Annotated in this window: 16 protein-coding genes; 14 read left to right on the top strand and 2 right to left on the bottom strand. The window is 38.9% G+C overall.

The genetic code is table 11. The features are described from left to right. Window positions 1–2 precede the first annotated feature (2 nt). Both ACOQO5_RS06015 and ACOQO5_RS06020 read left to right on the top strand, forming a co-directional pair. Window positions 3–998 (top strand): SUMF1/EgtB/PvdO family nonheme iron enzyme, encoded by a 996-nt coding sequence (locus ACOQO5_RS06015; RefSeq protein WP_420580783.1) that lies wholly within the window; start codon window positions 3–5, stop codon window positions 996–998. Window positions 999–1,050: 52 nt separating this feature from the next. Then, entirely contained in the window at window positions 1,051–2,319 is a 1,269-nt protein-coding gene (locus ACOQO5_RS06020; protein WP_420580784.1) for a type IX secretion system plug protein domain-containing protein, read from the top strand. Here ACOQO5_RS06020 and ACOQO5_RS06025 read toward each other — a convergent pair. Further along, window positions 2,299–3,141, bottom strand: a complete 843-nt coding sequence (locus ACOQO5_RS06025) for a sterol desaturase family protein (protein WP_420580785.1) — start codon at window positions 3,139–3,141, stop codon at window positions 2,299–2,301. The two genes, ACOQO5_RS06020 and ACOQO5_RS06025, sit on opposite strands and share 21 nt — an antisense overlap. Before the next feature lie 124 nt (window positions 3,142–3,265). On the opposite strand from ACOQO5_RS06025, the gene ACOQO5_RS06030 reads away from it, so the two are divergent. From ACOQO5_RS06030 to ACOQO5_RS06060, 7 genes are all read left to right on the top strand, one after another. Beyond that, window positions 3,266–4,909: an acetolactate synthase large subunit gene (locus ACOQO5_RS06030; RefSeq protein ID WP_420580786.1), complete on the top strand. Its 1,644-nt coding sequence runs from the start codon at window positions 3,266–3,268 to the stop codon at window positions 4,907–4,909. Between the two features lie 12 nt (window positions 4,910–4,921). After that, window positions 4,922–6,313, top strand: coding sequence for an aldehyde dehydrogenase family protein (locus tag ACOQO5_RS06035; RefSeq protein WP_420580787.1), 1,392 nt, complete (start codon window positions 4,922–4,924; stop codon window positions 6,311–6,313). Window positions 6,314–6,590: 277 nt separating this feature from the next. Next, a complete protein-coding gene (locus tag ACOQO5_RS06040) occupies window positions 6,591–8,750 on the top strand; it encodes a methyl-accepting chemotaxis protein (protein WP_420580788.1) in 2,160 nt (719 codons plus the stop codon). A 29-nt stretch (window positions 8,751–8,779) separates the two neighbouring features. Then, window positions 8,780–9,277 carry a YfiR family protein gene (locus ACOQO5_RS06045; protein WP_420580789.1) on the top strand — a complete coding sequence of 166 codons (498 nt, stop codon included), beginning with the start codon at window positions 8,780–8,782 and terminating at the stop codon, window positions 9,275–9,277. Between the two features lie 80 nt (window positions 9,278–9,357). After that, the gene (locus ACOQO5_RS06050; RefSeq protein ID WP_420580790.1) at window positions 9,358–11,724 is read left to right on the top strand and encodes a TonB-dependent receptor plug domain-containing protein; all 2,367 of its coding nucleotides are present in this window, start codon (window positions 9,358–9,360) and stop codon (window positions 11,722–11,724) included. Between the two features lie 127 nt (window positions 11,725–11,851). After that, window positions 11,852–12,433, top strand: coding sequence for a GNAT family N-acetyltransferase (locus tag ACOQO5_RS06055; RefSeq protein WP_420580791.1), 582 nt, complete (start codon window positions 11,852–11,854; stop codon window positions 12,431–12,433). 128 nt (window positions 12,434–12,561) lie between these two features. Continuing rightward, on the top strand, window positions 12,562–13,047 hold the full coding sequence (locus ACOQO5_RS06060; protein WP_420580792.1) for a YfiR family protein: 486 nt from the start codon (window positions 12,562–12,564) through the stop codon (window positions 13,045–13,047). Between the two features lie 46 nt (window positions 13,048–13,093). On the opposite strand, the gene ACOQO5_RS06065 is transcribed toward ACOQO5_RS06060, so the two are convergent. Next, window positions 13,094–13,618 carry a hypothetical protein gene (locus tag ACOQO5_RS06065; protein ID WP_420580793.1) on the bottom strand — a complete coding sequence of 175 codons (525 nt, stop codon included), beginning with the start codon at window positions 13,616–13,618 and terminating at the stop codon, window positions 13,094–13,096. 207 nt (window positions 13,619–13,825) lie between these two features. Here ACOQO5_RS06065 and ACOQO5_RS06070 point away from each other — a divergent pair, with 207 nt between their 5' ends. The 5 genes from ACOQO5_RS06070 (at window position 13,826) to ACOQO5_RS06090 (ending at window position 17,944) form a co-directional block, all read left to right on the top strand. Then, window positions 13,826–14,614 carry a LiaF transmembrane domain-containing protein gene (locus ACOQO5_RS06070; protein ID WP_420580794.1) on the top strand — a complete coding sequence of 263 codons (789 nt, stop codon included), beginning with the start codon at window positions 13,826–13,828 and terminating at the stop codon, window positions 14,612–14,614. Window positions 14,615–14,728: 114 nt separating this feature from the next. Continuing rightward, window positions 14,729–15,439: a LiaF transmembrane domain-containing protein gene (locus tag ACOQO5_RS06075; RefSeq protein WP_420580795.1), complete on the top strand. Its 711-nt coding sequence runs from the start codon at window positions 14,729–14,731 to the stop codon at window positions 15,437–15,439. Window positions 15,440–15,447: 8 nt separating this feature from the next. Continuing rightward, complete coding sequence (locus ACOQO5_RS06080) at window positions 15,448–16,506, top strand: sensor histidine kinase (protein WP_420580796.1); 1,059 nt, start codon at window positions 15,448–15,450, stop codon at window positions 16,504–16,506. 6 nt (window positions 16,507–16,512) lie between these two features. Continuing rightward, window positions 16,513–17,256, top strand: coding sequence for a LytR/AlgR family response regulator transcription factor (locus ACOQO5_RS06085; RefSeq protein ID WP_420580797.1), 744 nt, complete (start codon window positions 16,513–16,515; stop codon window positions 17,254–17,256). A gap of 220 nt (window positions 17,257–17,476) precedes the next feature. Further along, the gene (locus ACOQO5_RS06090) at window positions 17,477–17,944 is read left to right on the top strand and encodes a hypothetical protein (RefSeq protein ID WP_420580798.1); all 468 of its coding nucleotides are present in this window, start codon (window positions 17,477–17,479) and stop codon (window positions 17,942–17,944) included. Window positions 17,945–18,063: the final 119 nt, after the last annotated feature.

Raw genomic sequence — 18,063 nt, forward strand, 5'->3', positions numbered from 1 at the left:
CTATGAAAAAAATATTATTGTTTTTACTAGCTCCTGCAATAACCTTAGCACAAGACTTGCACCCAGTAAGTTTCGATCCTGGCTGTTGTAGTGAACGAACTGGTATTCCGATCTACAATTATAGACCTGATGACTCTGGGGAAACGATGCAGGTGTATGTGGCTAACAAATACTCTGAAAAGTCTATTTTCTACAACGGAAAATACGACCCTTGGAAAGATTCTGAGTATAAAGACTCTGAACTATATAATCAAAGATATATTGTCCCTCCGGGCACTTTACCTATTGCGAAAGGCAAGTTCTTAGATCAAACTGAAGTAGCCAATATCCATTTCGAAGAATTTTTATTTTTTATGGTTAAAGACTCAGGTAGGTATAAAGACAAAGCCTATATTCCAAAGCAGGATAACAAATATGTTTTGAATTATTTCAAAAACTCTGAATTCTACTTCTTCCCTGTTTTGGCCATATCACATGAGACTGCAGAGACTTATTGCAAATGGCGGGCAGACCAACTAAATGTTGGGCTTAAAGAAATGCTCATTGATGAACCAAGAAAATATAAATTTAGTGGAAGACTACCAACAAAGGAAGAGTGGCTATACGCTGCTGGTTCATACATAGATGAAATAAGGATAACTCCACATGAGGTTACTAAGAAAGGAAGTCAGTTCCTGGAGGCAGATATCCTTAGCAAGCGATTTGCCTCCGAATCGATGCTATTAAAAGCTTCCTTTATTAGCTATAATGTAAACCTAAAATATGAAAATGGAGGCATACCCATCGAAATCCCACAATACATTTACAGCTTTGAACCCAACAAAAGAGGATTCTACAATTTGTATGGCAATGTAAAGGAATTAATATCTGAAGGCTATGCTATAGGTGGCAGTTATCTAACACCTAATACAGAAGAGGCTCTTTTCGAAGAAGACTATACTCAATCTTACAGAACTGATGTTGGATTCAGATGCTTGGTTGAAGTGAAAAGAAGATAAAGTCTTCTTAATAGATCATAGCACCTATTTCAATCCTTTGTAATTTCGATTTATGAATTTTATTCCACGACTTGTTATTATTTGTCTGTTTCTAACCAAAATCAGCTCGTTTAGTCTCGCACAACAAAAGGAAATTCTCTATGAGAACAAAAGCTATGAGCCATTTGTAGGCACAGTCCAGCTGTACCCAGTCACTCGACATCCAGATCAAGAAATGATGGCGCCCATAGTGCCACGAACTCAAGTAGAATCCCTATTGCTACAATTCGATCTCTTGTTGGAAGAATACATCGATGTTCAAGCGAAAATCATCCATTGCAATGCAGATTGGACTAAGTCCTTGCTCAACGATATTGAATTTCTGTATGACTACAACATATTCGATTTAAGAGATTTTGAATACTCCATCAATGCAAATACTCTCTATGTCAATTATTGGTTTAACCTACCCAGAGTAAAGGTCACTGGAAACTATATCATACAGGTTTATCAAAATGGAGATGAAAATGATGTACTATTCACACGCAGGTTTGTAGCATTCGATAACAATGTCAACATACAACCGAACACCAGAATTTCAACTGGGGTCATGGAGCGTGACTTCAATCAGCAGATAGACTTTGATATTATTCATAGTCGAATCAAGGTGACCAATCCCAGAACCGAATTCAAAATTGTTATTCGACAAAATCAACGATGGGACAACGTTCTTGAAGGACTTCAACCTACTGCTATTCGAAGAGAAAGATCACTTCTTGAATATAGACACTTCAATATGGAGAACAACTTCAAGGGTGGTAATGAATTTAGACAAGCAGACTTGAGAAGTTATAGTTTCAGAGGGGCTTATGTATCTCATGTTGACCCAAATTCAAATCCTAGAAAAGCTGCAGTAAATCCAGGAAAGAACAGAAAACATGAAGCTTATTCCATGTTAAATGATCGAAATGGCGGCTTTGTAATTGCTACTACTGAGACCATGGGAGATTACTTAGCTTGTGATTATTTACTTACCAAGTTTCAAATAAAATCCGCTAGGTTGTCTTCCCCAGTGTACGTGCTCGGGGCGTTTAATGACTTTAGAATGAATAAAAAAAGTTTACTCAAGTATGATGAAATCAGTCAATCGTATACAGGAGAGGTTTTACTCAAACAAGGATGGTATGATTACATCTATTGGGTAGATGGACCGGATCCCTATTACTTCGAAGGGTCATTTTACCAAACCGAAAACAACTACGATATTATCGTTTACCACAAATCATTTAGTGACCTGACTGATAAGGTAGTCGGTTATTATTCATTCCGAACCAAATTTTGATTCAGGAGGTACCCGATATTTTTGAAAAGGTATAGCAAGCAAATTGCCCAGCTCGGCATTTTCTTCTGGCTTCATGTGTGTATCAATGCCAAACTTCACTTCTTGCATATTTTCCACATACTGAAAAGTGCCGAACAGCCTATCCCATATAGAAAATATATTACCATAGTTGGTGTCTGTCCATGGTTGAGTATAATGATGATGCACCTTATGCATGTTTGGTGTAACTAGCACGTAGGAAACGACTTTATCAAATTTTCCGAAAAGTGAGCTATTGGCATGTGTCAAATGGGCAAATAGGACAGACAAACTTTGATAAAGCATGATAATTCCCATCGGTGCTCCTATAAGAATAACTGCCAGAATGGTAAAGAAAATTCGAAACACTGTTTCTCCCGGATGATGTCTCAGCCCGGAAGTAACATCTACTGTAGTATCTGTGTGATGAACTAAATGAAATTTCCACATCCATTTTACTTTGTGCTCTACAAAATGAATAAAATAAGCACCAATCATATCTAATAACAACACACCTAAAATCACTTGTAACCAAAAAGGCATATCCACTAGATACAAAAGGCCAAATTCATTTTGCGTGACAGTGTCTGATGCCAACAAAAGCAAGCCTGCCATTCCAAATCCTATAAGCATTGTTGTCGCCGTTAAAAACAGATTGATTCCGGCATGTTTGATTTTATCATATTGAAAACGATATAAAGGTATCATACCCTCTAAAACCCAAAAAAACACCAAACCTCCAACGAGAATGCTAGCTCGAAACCAAAGAGGTACTTCAGTAAAAAAGTCAATTAATTCTTCCATATGCTTATATCCAAAGGTAAAAATTAAGCAAAAATGAACTTAATCTCACTACAACTCCTTTAAATTGAAACCCAGATTTGTCTTGTCAGGGTTAATGTTTAAATTCAATATAAAATTCTAGCCCATGACTAAAGCCTCTGATTTATTTATCCAAGCACTTGAGAATGAAGGTGTAGAATATATTTTCGGTATTCCCGGAGAGGAAAACCTCGACCTACTCAATTCTCTAAAAGACTCTAACATACGACTGATACTGACTAGACATGAACAAGGCGCTGGTTTTATGGCGGCTACCTATGGACGTTTAACAGGCAAGCCTGGCGTTTGTCTATCTACACTAGGCCCAGGAGCAACAAATCTTGTTACTCCTGCCGCATATGCTCAATTGGGCGCCATGCCTATGCTCATGATTACTGGTCAGAAACCCATAAAGAAAAGTAAACAAGGCAGATTTCAAATTCTGGATGTAGTGGACATGATGCGTCCCCTCACAAAATACACCAGGCAAGTAGTTAGCGCAAACAATATTCCCTCAATCATAAGAGAAGCTTTTCGTTTGGCATCCGAGGAGCGTCCAGGAGCCGCACACATAGAATTACCTGAAGATGTCGCTGCCGAATCTGGTGATGAGCCGTTGTTCAATGTACCCTCCGTCCGAAGACCTGGGCCAGATCCAAAAGCCATCAAAGAAGCAATTAGTATGATTGAGGCCTCTAAAATGCCTCTCATTCTGATTGGAGCAGGTGCCAATAGAAAAAGAACAGGAAATGCGCTACTCAAATTAATTGAAAAAACTGGCATCTATTTCTTTGATACGCAAATGGGAAAGGGAGTTGTGGACAATCGCCATGATCAACACTTAGGCACAGCTGCACTTTCATCTAATGACTATTTGCATTATGCTATCGACAAAGCTGATCTAATTATCAACGTAGGACATGATGTGATTGAAAAGCCACCATTTTTCATGGAGCACGGAGGCAAAAAAGTAATGCACATCAATTTTTTCTCGGCTGAAGTGGATCAAGTCTACTTCCCTGATTTGGACGTATTAGGTGATATAGCAGCATCTGTTTGGGGAATAATGGAAGGAATTACAAAGCAGAAACACTGGGATTTTAGTTTTTTCAAAAAAGTAGACGAAGAAGTTGAGTCTCATATTTCAAAGTATTTCGAAGACGACAGATATCCAATGCTACCTCAGCGCATTGTTAATGAAATTAGAAAAATCATGCCATCGGATGGTATTGTGACACTAGACAATGGTGTTTATAAAATTTGGTTCGCCCGAAATTACAAGTGCTATGAACCAAACACATTATTACTAGACAACGCATTGGCAACCATGGGTGCCGGATTGCCTTCAGCTTTAGCCGCCAAGCTTATACATCCTGACAAAAAAGTGATCGCTGTATGTGGTGATGGAGGTTTTATGATGAATTCTCAGGAGTTAGAAACAGCTGTAAGAGAAAAACTACATGTAGTGGTGATCATCCTCAATGACAATGCCTACGGTATGATCAAATGGAAACAAGAAGGTATGGGATTTGACAACTTTGGGTTAGATTATAACAATCCTGATTTTGTGAAGTATGCAGAAAGTTATGGTGCATTTGGTCATAGAATAAAAAGTGACAAAGATTTTAGTGAAACACTAAACCATTGCCTGAATTCGGAGGGCGTACATGTGATCGATTGCCCGGTGGATTATTCTCTTAATCATGCCATCCTAAATGTGAAAATTAAAGAAAAAGCAAAAGCACTCTAATTATAAACAACCATGTCAAAACTATCCGTATACGCACCTTTCGATCAGTCATTAATCAAAGAAATACCTCTTGCCTCCAGCAGCGAAATGAGTGAAGTTATAGAGCGAGCACATGGGCTTTTCTTAGATCATTCTAAATGGCTTCCTAAACACAAGCGTGTTGAAATTCTAGAGAATATCGCTTTTCTAATGGAAGAACGATCCGAGGAAATCATTCAACTATCTGCCATGGAAGGTGGCAAACCTTGGATGGATACAGAAGTAGAAATGAAGCGAGCCATCAATGGCGTCAAGCTTGCGATAGAAAACATGGGACATATTAAAGGTGAAGAAGTGGCTATGGGACACACAGCTTCATCTGCCAATCGCTTGGCTTACACCATGCGCGAACCTATTGGCGTGGTAGCTTCAGTTAGTGCTTTCAATCACCCCATCAATTTGATCATTCACCAAACGATCCCTGCCATAGCAGTTGGTAGCCCAGTGATCATCAAACCTGCACCAACTACTCCCCTCACTTGTCTGCTTTTGGTGGAAATTTTTGAATCGGCGGGTTTACCGAAAGGTTGGTGTACCGCTATGCCATGCGAAAATGATGTAGCTGAGCAGTTAGTCACTAGCACCAAAGTCAATTTCTTTTCTTTTATAGGTTCTGCAAAAGTTGGATGGTATCTAAGGTCAAAACTAGCACCGGGCACTAGATGTGCGCTGGAGCATGGTGGCGCAGCTCCCGTTATAATAGAACCAGATGCAGACATCAAATCTATGATTCCAGCTCTAGTCAAAGGGGGCTTTTATCATGCTGGTCAAGTTTGTGTATCAGTGCAGCGTATCTATGCTCATGAATCCATTGTAGATGAAGTGATAGAAGAAATGGACGCCCAAGTGAGAACACTAATATTGGGCAATCCGTTAGAAAAGGAAACGGAAGTGGGTCCTCTCATTTTACCAAAAGAAGTAGACCGTGTGCATGAATGGGTGACTGAAGCTAAAGACAAAGGGGCTAAAATAATCTGCGGTGGTCAGAAAAAACATGACACGTTTTACGAACCTACGATAATATTAAACCCTACCGAAGATTGCAGAGTTTCTTCTCAAGAAATATTTGGTCCAGTGGTGTGTATCTATGCTTACACCGACCGTCAGGAAGCCATCAATAGAGCCAATTCCCTTGAATTTGCTTTTCAATCTTCTGTATTCACAAAAGACATCGATGTAGCCTTAGACACTGTGAAAAAGCTGAATTCTACTGCTGTCATGGTCAATGACCATACTGCCTTCAGAGTAGACTGGATGCCTTTTGGAGGAAGAGATTCTTCCGGACTCGGTCTTGGAAGTATTCCTCACTCCATGCATGACATGACACGAGAAAAATTGATGGTGATAAAAAGTGGAGTTTTGTAGCATACTGAATATCCACATAATTCTACCACTCATCAATCCATTTGTACCACTCAGGTATATATATGTAAATCAACCTATGTGTACCAACATCTAACTATACGTATATCTCCTATTCGAAAATTGAGTAGTTCCGCTTATTGCTTTAAACAAGTTTCCCACTGTACTTTTGTGAAAAGTTAATTCTGACAATATTTAAAAACCAATAGAATTAACATTTATAAACTCAGTTTGCCCCGATTTTAGTAACTTAAACTCAGGACATAACAGAATCAACATAATGATGGAGCTTAGGCATCTGATAAAATTTAATTTCACTATCGGAAGAAAAATCCGACTTAGTTTTTACATACTCATTGGAGTAATAGTACTGAATGGGCTTTACACCTACAGTACGTTAAACAATAGCATCGACTTACTTAATAAAGTATTCAAAGATGTCTATCCTACCCTTGATACATATGGCGACTTTCGAAATCTCATTAAGGATAGTAAAGCCTACTCAACCAATTGGGTTTATGTTAGTCGCTACGAAAAAGATAAGGAGAAGCTAAGAATCATACACCAAGAGACTTATCCAGCACTAAAAGAAAAACTGCAGACCATTATAACCACCACTCACCCAGAAGAAGCGGAAGTAATGGGCTCTATTCTGGAAACTTATGAATCTATATTAAGTGACCAGCAAACCATCATGGAGAGCTTGAATAATGCGCTAGCTTATGAAGATGCCATGACACTTTTCGTCTGTGAAGATTTAGTTGAAGGAAATATAATTCCTATTTGTGATGAATTGATTGAAAGGCTAGATGCAACGATGGCAGCTAAGTCTGCTGAGACCAATAGTATCAGCCTTGAGATGGAAAACTCATTTTCTGATTTAAGTTTAGCTATTTTCATCCTTGGGTTAGTAGGCGCAGTGTTTGGACTTGTCATCTCAGGATGGTTATCAAGAAATATCACTAGACCAGTTAAAGCACTCCAAGAAAAAATTGCTCAAATCCGTCTTGGTGTTATACCGGAGTCGATTAATGTCATGAACAATGACGAAATAGGTGAAATGAGCCATGGGATTAATTCCTTAATTCAAGGTTTTAGATCTTCTTCTGAATTTGCAAGCGAAGTTGGAAAAGGAAATTTGGAAGCAGACTTCGAGGCATTGAGTAGTAATGACGTACTAGGTCATGCTTTACTTTCGATGAGATCTAATCTCAAAGAAGTAATAAATGAAACGAATGAAGTCGTCAAAGCAGCGGGAGAAGAAGGTCGACTAGATACTCGTATATCTACGGATGCAAAAGCTGGCGCATGGCTCGAATTGAGTGACGCCATAAATCATTTGCTTCATTCAATTGCTACACCTATTCTCGAAGTAAATAAAATTGTAACTGCCCTTGCTGATGGAGATCTGACGCACAAATACCAGTTAGATTCAAAAGGCGACATATACACATTGGTTAGTAATTTGAATAAGGCAACTTCTAACTTAAACAATCTATTAGTTCAAATTACCGATAGTGCAATTGTAGTAGAAGAAGCCTCTACAGAAATGCTCAATGCGAGTGAAGAAATGTCATCCAATACAGGAGAAATTGCTTCAGCCATTGGACAAATGAGTACAGGTGCTCAAAATCAGGTGGTAAAAGTGGATGAAGCATCCAATTTGGTAGAAGGCATAAGAAACTCATCCAATGAAATGGGTAGCAAAGCGGCCAATATCAACGAAGCGGCAAAATCTGGTGTAGATAGCAGTGAAAAAGGTAGAGAAATGGTGGACAATGTTGCCACCAGCATGGAAGAAATTGCAGTATACTCAGTAAAAACTAACGACTCCATAAAGGTATTGACTCAAAGATCCGAAGAGATCACAAGAGTCTTGGGAGTCATTACTGAAATCGCTTCTCAAACTAATCTATTAGCACTGAATGCCGCCATCGAAGCAGCACAAGCTGGTGACGCTGGAAGAGGGTTTGCCGTAGTAGCAGAAGAAATTAGAAAACTAGCTGAAGACTCTAGAAGTTCAGCCAGAGAAATTGAAACACTTGTAGCTGATGTGCAGAAAGATACTGAACAAGCAGCACAAGTCATGGAAACAATGAATCAGAGTGTGAAGGTTGGAGGTCAAGCCTCTACCCAGGCTTCTGAAGTATTTAAGGAGATTGCGGATTCAACCACTCGCACGCTCTCGTATTCAGAAGAAATTGTGAATGCAACTCAGACTCAACAGACAGATATTGGTAAGGTAGTTTCCATTACCGAATCTGTGGTTGTTATTGCTGAGCAGACAGCTGCTGGTACTGAAGAAGTGGCCAGTTCCGCCACTGAATTGTCTTCTGGAATGGAAAATTACAGCCAAAAATCTGAACAACTGACTCATGTAGCCACTGGTTTGAAGGACAGCATGAGCAAATTCAAACTGGCTAAAAATGAAAACCAATAATTAAAAAAAACTGACACAAATCAAAACTCATGAAGCAAAGTAAAATCATATTTGGATTAGTACTTTTCTTGGCCATAGCTCTCTCAAATAAAAGCTACGCCCAGGAAAGCAAATTCAAAGCTCTTTTCATATACAAATTTGCAGAGTACATAGAGTGGCCATCGGGTAAAAGAAATGTAACTGTAGGCATAGCGGGCAAATCGGGAGTTTCAAAAGAGCTTTCAAATTTTGCAGCATCAAAAGGCAATATGACTGTCTTGGACATCTCAGGACCAAGTGTTGCGGGAAAATGTGACATCATATTTTTAGCAAACTCTGAGGATTCTAAAGTTGATGCTTATAATTCAGCAATAGGTAGCAGGAGCGTATTAGTCGTCTCCGAAAATAGTAGTCTCACCGGTAAAGGATCTGATATAGGCTTCTTTTTAGAAAGTGGAAAACTCAGATTTCTAATCGATGAAAAAAGTATCAGAAATAAACAGATGACACCTAGTTCTAAATTATTGGCACTAGGCAAACCAATCTAAAAAAAGAAAAACCAGTAATTCAGGCAAATTTCAGGCATTCGAAAGATTGCATGGGAAAATACGCCCTAAACAAAAACAATATGAAGCATAATAAAATAACTTTATTCTATTGCACGCTGTTGATGTGTGTGATGATGAGCCCGAGCCTTATCGCTCAGGACATTGACGAGAACATGTTTGACATGTCGTTGGAAGATTTGATGAATCTTGAAATTACTTCAGTGTCTAAAAAATCTGAAAGACTTCAAGATGTTTCTTCTTCTATTTACGTGGTGACTTCTAAGGATATTGAGCATTCAGGTGCTACTACCCTACATGAAGTATTAAGATTAGTTCCAGGGTATTGGGGCGTACAAGACGAGTACTCAAGTGCAGAATCTAACGTACGTTACTCTCAGGTAACTAATGGGTTGACAGGAACTGTATTGTACCTATTAGATGGTACGCCAATTCAGGATCTCATGTCTTCTTCATTTTCATTCAGAAATTTCGATATTCCGCTTGATGAAATTGATCGAATAGAGGTCATCAGAGGATCAGGGGGAACAATCTATGGGGCTAATTCTGCAACGGGCGTAGTAAATATATTTACCAAAAACCCTGACAACTATGATGGCATAAATGCAAGAGCAGAAGCTGGATCTGCCGGTTATGTTGCTACTAGCTTGAGAGCTGGAGGAGTCGTAAGTGACAAATTTTCTATTTCTGGCTATGGAAAAATGAGACTATTCAAAGGTTGGGAGTCTCTAGCAGGTAAAGACGAAAATGGAGATCCGGTAGTATCGAATAGTAGGTTTACTAAAGACTTCGATCAGATTGATATGTTTAGTCTGGGATTGAAATCCAAATACAAAGTCAATGAAAAAGGTGCTTTGTCATTGAACACACACTACAATACTTTAAAAACTACAGATTATAGTAGTTATTTCGGGGATGACTTTGCTTTCACAGCCAACGATGTGCTCATCGAAAATGATGTAAAAGCTAATCGCTTTGTAGGTAATCTCAGATATGATCACAGCTTCAATGAAAATCATAGTTTGTTTATTCGTGCATCTACCAATATGGAAAATGACTTCAATCGCTTAGCTGGTGGATTTGAAATATCTAATGCTACCTACGATTTTGAAATTCAAGACAATATTTCGCTCGGAGACAAAAATGACTTGAGTGCTGGTTTTAACTATCGAATCAATAAAATTGACGTACATGATATCAATTCAACAAGCGCCGTCAATTACGTAGATCCGCAAAGTACTGAATCTCTAAAAGGAGCATTCATTCAAGATAAAATCAAATTAGCTGATGGTAAGCTGAATTTTCTTTTAGGAATTAAAGCAGAAAACTATTCTTTAGTAAATAGTGATTTCTATTTGTCTCCAATGGCTAAAGTAAGTTACATTCCTACTGAAAACCTTACGTTTTGGGGTGGTTTTACCCAGTCCTTCAGTACACCTGGTTTCAACAATACAAACATAGATTTGTATTTGTTTCAGACACCATCAGAAGCTGCCTGGACACAAGCAGCTACGCAAGGAGTCTACCAAGTGGCTTATGATGCAGCAATTGCAGGCGGCGCAGATGATGCCACAGCTCAAGCTTTAGCCCAAGCATATGTTGCTTCTCCAGCAGGCATGGCGGACATTGATGCTACGGCACAAGGTCTGATTGCAAGCAATCCAAGTGTGGCTGTCAAAAATGGCTCTCATACTGTTCCTACCAGATTCAGAACGTGGGAAGCAGGCTTCAGAGCAAATATTGACAATCAATTGACATTTGAGTCTAATTTCTACTACACTAATATTAAAGACGGCATAGGTATTTCACCAGACGAAGCGACTGAACAAAATGCAGAATCAGCCACTCAACCAGGAAGATTTGCCACCTACTATTTATATGGAAACTATGTACAAGGCACTACTTTAGGCACTGAAAGTACCGTGAGAATCATCCCTGTGCATGGTGTAACTTTTGAACTTACACACTCTTATCTGAAGTCTACATGGGAGCTGCAGGAAAATCCTGATTTTGACATAAACGACCCGAACATTGTGACCGATAAAGATCGAACACCAGAGGTTGCAAAGGTTCCTTCGCATGTGTTTAGGTTTAAAGGAGATTTTGATCTTCCAAGGCAAATCAACTTGAGTATGAGCATGATTTATGGTACAAAGTTCAACACACAAGGAAACTATTTAACTGGACAAGAGCGATTTGAGAACATTGCTCTTCCTGAGGCCAATACAGTAGTCGTTGCACCAGACGGTGACCGTACGATCATCAATATAAGAGTGGAGAAAAAATGGTTAGATGGAGACCTCACTGGTTACGTATTTGGTAATGATATTTTCAATGAAGGCACAGAAGCCAATGCCAAACCAGTTTTTAATGTAACCAGATCGCAGATTGGTGCCATGTTCGGACTTGGTATGAACTATAAATTTTAATCGCCCACTGGATTTAAAACTTTGTGAGGAGAATTGAGGGGATAAAGCCATTCCGATTATCGGAATGGCTTTTTGTTTTACATAATCCGATTCTTGCTACTATTTTAGCGCCCTGATTAAAGTAAATATGTACAAAGCCTCCAAAGCCGACGAAAAACTCGTCATTGATATCATAGCACAATCCTTCCCTTCCAACCCTAGTGTGCTATCTGTAATCAAAAATGACAAGAAGGAACCTCAACGGATGCAGTGGTTGGCTCGCTATGTTTTTCGAACAGCCCTAAGAAGAAATGCCATTTTCATATCTTCTGATCGATGTGGAGTGGCCATTTGTTACAGATTCAATAGTCATAAGGAAAACTTAATGGATTATTGGAACCAGTTGGTCTTAGCCTTTACAGCCATAGGCATCGAACGCATCTTCAAAGTATTGAAAAGAGACAATTATGTAAAAAATCAACGCCCGAAATCAGGTGATTTTATGTATTTCTGGTTTTTTGGTGTGAGTGATGCAGGCAAGGGTAAAGGAGCAGCATACGAATTACAAAGAGCAGTTTTTAAAGATGCTGAAGAACAAGGCCTTCCAATATACCTGGAAACGTCTATTGCCAAGAACAAAAGAGTCTATGAAAGATTCGGATTTGAAGTGTATCATACCTGGAATTACATAAGTGAGGGTATTACCCTCTGGTTTATGCGTAGAAAGTAAATTACGCATATACCCTACAAAATTCAGAGAATACTCTATTGATAGGTGTTCTCCTTATTCTCATCTTTGCATGGTAGGAATTAGTGAAAAAACCAATTCTTTACATCCACTAAACAAAAAATTTAAAAATGAGATCATTTGTAGTAGCAGCACTTTGCATGACTTTGAGCTTCTCCGCATTTTCGGGTGATTCGGACAAATTCAAGGCATTGCTTGTTTACAAATTCACGGAATACATTGTTTGGCCAAACAGTCCTTCTGTGATTAAGGTAGGTGTTATGGGAAACTCTCCCATTTACGCAGAATTGGTTCGATTTGCTTCGCGCAAAGACAACTTAGAGGTAGTCAAATTAAATAATACCAGTGATGCTGAAAAATGTCATTTGGTCTATTTATCCGAAGCGCAAGGAGGTTTAATTAAGCCACTATATGCTAGTTTGTATGAAAAAAGCGTCCTTCTTGTAAGTGAAGACAAAGATCATATCCAAAAAGGAGCCAATGCTGTGATCTACATTTCGGAAGGAAAATTAAGGTATATCATGAATGAAGAATCTATCTCTATCAAAGGGATGATTCCTAGTAAGAGACTAGCTTCATTAGGAGAGTCTTTGTAAGCCAAACAGGCGCTATTTGAGAAAGGTATAAGTGAAGTGGTTTCGACTACTTCACTTTTTTTGCGTCAAAACTTGAGAAATTCAACAGCCAGGTCTCCCCTCCATCGTATGAGCGATCCATTTTGAATGAATAGCTATCAGGCTTGATATCATAGTATTCAAAACGCTCTAGAAATTCTCCATTACTATCATAACCTTTACCGGTAGTGACAAGCCTGTCATTCGACATTACGCCAGATATATCAGTAATACCACTTATACCTGGCATGACCCATACGATTTGGTACTTACCCGTTTGCTGGTTAAAACTTCTTATGCTTGTTCCTCTAAATACCACATTGTCATTGGCGTCTAACGCATAAAAATCGTCTTGAATAGCTGCTTTTTCTAGTATATAATAAGCTTTTGTTCTTGCTTTCCCCATCATTACTGATCCATCTGGTCGACTTGCTTTTGTTGTCAGTTCCCACTCCCCTATGAAGAAATCTAATCTTTTCAATCCTTCATGCTGTGCTTGAAGGTGAGTAATTGCCAGGCTTATAACCAAAGCTGAAAGGTAAATGCGTTTCATGCTATGTGTGTTATTAGTTTAGATCAAAACATTCCATGAAACCTTTTCCCCTAAAGCCCATGCTTTCGTGATGTTCGATCTTAGGGTTACACTTCCACTTAAATCAGTTCCGGTTCTACCGATATTTTAGCAGGGTTGGCCGATTTACGCTATACCAGACTCAAACGAACCCGTATCATTGTATCATAATTAATAACTCATAATACCATGTCACAACGAACATCACATAAAACACCGTCGTCCAATTCCAGATCAGGAGCTATTGGACTTATACTCATTGGATTGGGCACACTCTTTTTACTCGACAATTTAGATTTGATCCCATACGAAATATCATATTATCTATTCAACTGGAAAGGAATTATGATCATGATTGGTGCATTGTTTCTTTCTACCAAAGACAACAAAAGCCCTGGAATCATCCTAATGGCTGTTGGTGGTTTCTTCATCATGTCTGATGTCTTGTCTTACGAATTCGACTGGCACTGGTATGATACTCGTAAACTCTTCTGGCCTATCCTGCTGATAGTGATAGGATTGGTTATACTGAGCAGAAAAAGCAAAAGTCCGCTAGTGTCAGCCCATGTTTTTACTGCTGGCGAAGATGTATTCAATGAAGAAACAGGTGAAAAATCTGTACCAAATGATTCAGATCACATCAACGTTACTGCCGTTTTAGGCGGTGGTGATATGTCCATCACATCTGAAAATTTTCAGGGAGGAAAAGTAACGACAGTGATGGGCGGAGGCACTTATGACCTAAGTAAAAGTAATCTTGCTGAAGGCACTCAAGAGATCGATCTATTGATTCTTATGGGTGGTGCTAATTTCATCGTACCTTCCGATTGGAATGTACGCCTGGAAGTCACTTCTATTTTCGGTGGATATAGCGACTGCAGAAAACTTTCAACTGAATCTAAAACAGACGCTACCAAAGAACTACTAATCAAAGGCACCGTGTTGTTCGGTGGTGGAGAAATAAAAAACTACGTCTAAGATATAAACTCAGAATAACCAAACACTCAGTCACTCAGTTGGTCATTGGACCACTGGGTGATTTTTAAAAATAGAACAACTCGCCGTATCTTGTAGATCTGAATCAAAACATTCATGAGACATTACAAAGCAGAAGATAAATCAAATACCATAGGCATCATTTTAGTGGGTCTGGGTGGTGCTTTCTTACTCGTCAATTTCAACCTTATTCCTGTAATTGTTGAAAACTTAGTATTCAATTGGAAAGGAATCATATTGCTCATCGGCTTGATTTCTATGGCCACGAATAAGAACAAACTTCCAGGTCTGTTAATGGTGGGAGTTGCGAGTTATTTCATCATGGCGACCTACGTATGGCAAGAGTATCATATAAATATTGGTATGAGTAGAGTTTTTTGGCCGGGGCTGATGATCGCTGCCGGTTTCCTCCTATTGAATAAGCGAAAAGTTGATTCCAAACGAAAAGCTTCGGGACAATCATTTGATTACCTCAATGACTCCAACATTATGGGAGGCGGCGAAGTCAAAGTGAGATCAGAGCAATTTAAGGGAGGGCAAACCAGCGCTGTTTTTGGAGGAGCAAGCTATGATATGACTGGATCTAAACTAGCGGAGGGAAATCATACCTTAGAAGTACTGGCTGTATTCGGAGGATTTACCTTCATCGTTCCTTCAGACTGGGAAATCCAAATGGAAGTAACTGCTATATTTGGTGCATTGGCTGATAAACGAAAATTTGTAAAAACACCTGAGTCTGACACCAAAAAAGTCCTTCACATCAAAGGTTTCGTATTGTTCGGTGGAGGAGAGATCAAAAACTACTAACCAAACCAATGATCAACCCTATTCTAAAAAACCGAGAGCACCTGCTCGTTTATGGGCTTTTTTGGCTCCTACTGATCATCTTACATACGATGCTCCTACACTGGGGACAGCAAGTTGCGTGGTCTTTGGCTTTAATCGAAGCAGCAGTGTACGGTATAGGGTTTGCCTTTGTTGGACTAAGCATCTGGTTTATTGTCCGATTTTCCGGATTGATCGAAGGCAGCTTATGGAATGCCCTTATGAATCATTTGGCTGCAGGAGCGCTGCTCATTTTCATATGGCTGGCTTCCAGTTATTTCATTACAGGGTATCTTCTGGGTTATGACACCTCTATACGCCAAGCATCCATATCAGATTTATGGTGGCGTATGGCCTTAGGTACGGTCTACTATCTTCTGGTGGCTTTGGTTTATTATTTATTGATCTTCTATGAAAACAATAAGGAAAAACAAATCAGAGAGATCGAAATGCAATCGGCTCTAAAAGAAACAGAGCTTAGCATGCTCAAGGCACAGATTAATCCTCACTTTATTTTTAATAGCCTGAATTCCATCAGTTCTTTAACATTGACAAGACCCGAAGATGCCCACGAGATGATCGTAAAGCTTTCTTCTTTTTTGCGGTATACAATTGGCCAATCTGAAACTGAACTCGTTGCCTTAAGCCAGGAAATTGAAACGATTCAATTGTATCTGGAAATTGAAAAATTGAGATTCGGAAAGAAACTTGAAGTGAGTTTCGAAGGAGCAGATTCCATTCCTGATTCAGCCAAATTACCTAACCTGATCCTTCAACCATTGATTGAAAATGCTATCAAGTACGGCGTATATGAAAGCACGGAAGCCAGCACCATTTCAGTAAAAATTTCCTATAGTGATCAACATCTGCAAATTGAAATTACGAACAGTACGGAAGATGACTCAGTAGCTCACAAAGGAAAAGGCATAGGCCTTAAAAATGTAAGGGGCCGATTACAACTGATATATGAAAGTGCTGATTTGTTGCAAACGCATAAAGAAGAAAATGAATATAAAGTACAACTGACCATCCCTCAACTAGACCAATAACAAACTATGAGTGCTTATAAAGTAATCATCATCGACGACGAACCACCGGCCAGAGAAGTGATCAAACATTTCCTCAAAGAGCATGACGACCTGGAACTCGTGGGTGAAGCGGAAAATGGATTTGATGGACTCAAATTAATTCAAACTCAAAATCCTGATTTAATTTTTCTGGATATTCAAATGCCTAAATTGACTGGTTTTGAGTTGCTAGAGTTGATCGACCATCCTCCTACCATCATTTTTTCGACGGCCTACGATCAGTATGCACTCCAGGCCTTCGAACAACATGCCGCCGACTATCTACTTAAACCATACAACCGTGAACGGTTCGAAGATGGGCTGACCAAAGCACGTACACTGATGAACAAATCTGCGACTCCCGTAGCTACTGAGGCTCTGGTCCAGGGTTATTTACAAGAACCCACCCACAGACTAGTAGTAAAAGACGGCACTAAAATAGACATCATTCCTACAGATGAAGTGATTCGAATCGCAGCACAAGATGATTATTCCGAAATTATTACTGCCAAAGGAAAACATCTGAAAAAGCAAACCATGAAGCATTTAGAACAAGTGCTCGATTCTAAGAAATTTGTACGCGTTCATCGCTCATCGATTGTTCAAGTTTCTCAAATTGCCAAGATTGATAAATACGGCAAGGAAACCCACCTTGCTCAGCTTAAAAATGGAGATGAAGTAATGGTGAGCGCCACGGGTTATACCAAGCTTAAGGAATTGTTGGGTTGGTAAATTTTCCAACCTATGCTTTGAGGTTATAGCTATCGACTGAGTATCGCTATTCTTAAATCATACTCGTACTTGAGTGAAGGTGAAAAAAACCAACCAAGTAAACATTGGGTTAACAAAGTTGATTTTCAAACAACATTTAATGGATTCGAGGATATTTTTTTAACATTAGGCACTTAACTTTGATTAGTATTGATGACCATCCATTTAAAAAAAATAAAATATGAAAAATCTATTGACATTACTTTTCACTATTGCAATATCCGTTTCGGTTCAGGCTCAAACTGGCAATGACTACCTTGAATTGGCTCGAGAAGTACTCAAAGCAGAAAAGAAAGCTGCTATTGCCGAGGGTATGAACTTAACAGAAGAAGAGAGCAAAGTTTTTTGGCCTTTGTACAACGAGTACCAAGCTGAGCTGTATATTATTCAAAATAAGCGAATTGATATAGTTACTGACTTTGCGGAGAATTATGAAAATTTGACCGACGAAAAAGCGGATGAATTATACAGTGCCTCTATTAAGTACCAAAAAGGGGTACTAAAAACTGAAACTAAATATTACAAAAAATTCAAAAAAAACATTCCTAAAGGAAAAGCGGCTAGATTTTTTCAGTTAGAAAATAAAATTGAAACACTAATCGATGCGCAAATGGCAATGGAAATCCCGCTAATAGAAGTGAGTAACTAAGTTATTTCGTCCCTCTAGATAATATTGGATAACCCAATCTATTATGAGAATAGATTGGGTTATTTTTTTCAAGGTGCTATGTTTCTCTAGAGTTCATCACTATCACCTCGGGTTTTAGA

Source organism: Reichenbachiella sp. (assembly GCF_965223055.1).
Lineage (GTDB): Bacteria > Bacteroidota > Bacteroidia > Cytophagales > Cyclobacteriaceae > Reichenbachiella.

What these genes read in the sequence shown, in the direction of transcription:
- ACOQO5_RS06050 (WP_420580790.1), top strand. Translation starts at nt 9,358, where the DNA reads ATGAAGCATAATAAAATAACTTTATTCTATTGCACGCTGTTGATGTGT.
- ACOQO5_RS06055 (WP_420580791.1), top strand. Translation starts at nt 11,852, where the DNA reads ATGTACAAAGCCTCCAAAGCCGACGAAAAACTCGTCATTGATATCATA.
- ACOQO5_RS06075 (WP_420580795.1), top strand. Translation starts at nt 14,729, where the DNA reads ATGAGACATTACAAAGCAGAAGATAAATCAAATACCATAGGCATCATT.
- ACOQO5_RS06085 (WP_420580797.1), top strand. Translation starts at nt 16,513, where the DNA reads ATGAGTGCTTATAAAGTAATCATCATCGACGACGAACCACCGGCCAGA.
- ACOQO5_RS06070 (WP_420580794.1), top strand. Translation starts at nt 13,826, where the DNA reads ATGTCACAACGAACATCACATAAAACACCGTCGTCCAATTCCAGATCA.
- ACOQO5_RS06015 (WP_420580783.1), top strand. Translation starts at nt 3, where the DNA reads ATGAAAAAAATATTATTGTTTTTACTAGCTCCTGCAATAACCTTAGCA.
- ACOQO5_RS06090 (WP_420580798.1), top strand. Translation starts at nt 17,477, where the DNA reads ATGAAAAATCTATTGACATTACTTTTCACTATTGCAATATCCGTTTCG.
- ACOQO5_RS06045 (WP_420580789.1), top strand. Translation starts at nt 8,780, where the DNA reads ATGAAGCAAAGTAAAATCATATTTGGATTAGTACTTTTCTTGGCCATA.
- ACOQO5_RS06030 (WP_420580786.1), top strand. Translation starts at nt 3,266, where the DNA reads ATGACTAAAGCCTCTGATTTATTTATCCAAGCACTTGAGAATGAAGGT.
- ACOQO5_RS06060 (WP_420580792.1), top strand. Translation starts at nt 12,562, where the DNA reads ATGAGATCATTTGTAGTAGCAGCACTTTGCATGACTTTGAGCTTCTCC.
- ACOQO5_RS06080 (WP_420580796.1), top strand. Translation starts at nt 15,448, where the DNA reads ATGATCAACCCTATTCTAAAAAACCGAGAGCACCTGCTCGTTTATGGG.
- ACOQO5_RS06020 (WP_420580784.1), top strand. Translation starts at nt 1,051, where the DNA reads ATGAATTTTATTCCACGACTTGTTATTATTTGTCTGTTTCTAACCAAA.
- ACOQO5_RS06035 (WP_420580787.1), top strand. Translation starts at nt 4,922, where the DNA reads ATGTCAAAACTATCCGTATACGCACCTTTCGATCAGTCATTAATCAAA.
- ACOQO5_RS06065 (WP_420580793.1), bottom strand. Translation starts at nt 13,618, where the DNA reads ATGAAACGCATTTACCTTTCAGCTTTGGTTATAAGCCTGGCAATTACT.
- ACOQO5_RS06040 (WP_420580788.1), top strand. Translation starts at nt 6,591, where the DNA reads ATGATGGAGCTTAGGCATCTGATAAAATTTAATTTCACTATCGGAAGA.
- ACOQO5_RS06025 (WP_420580785.1), bottom strand. Translation starts at nt 3,141, where the DNA reads ATGGAAGAATTAATTGACTTTTTTACTGAAGTACCTCTTTGGTTTCGA.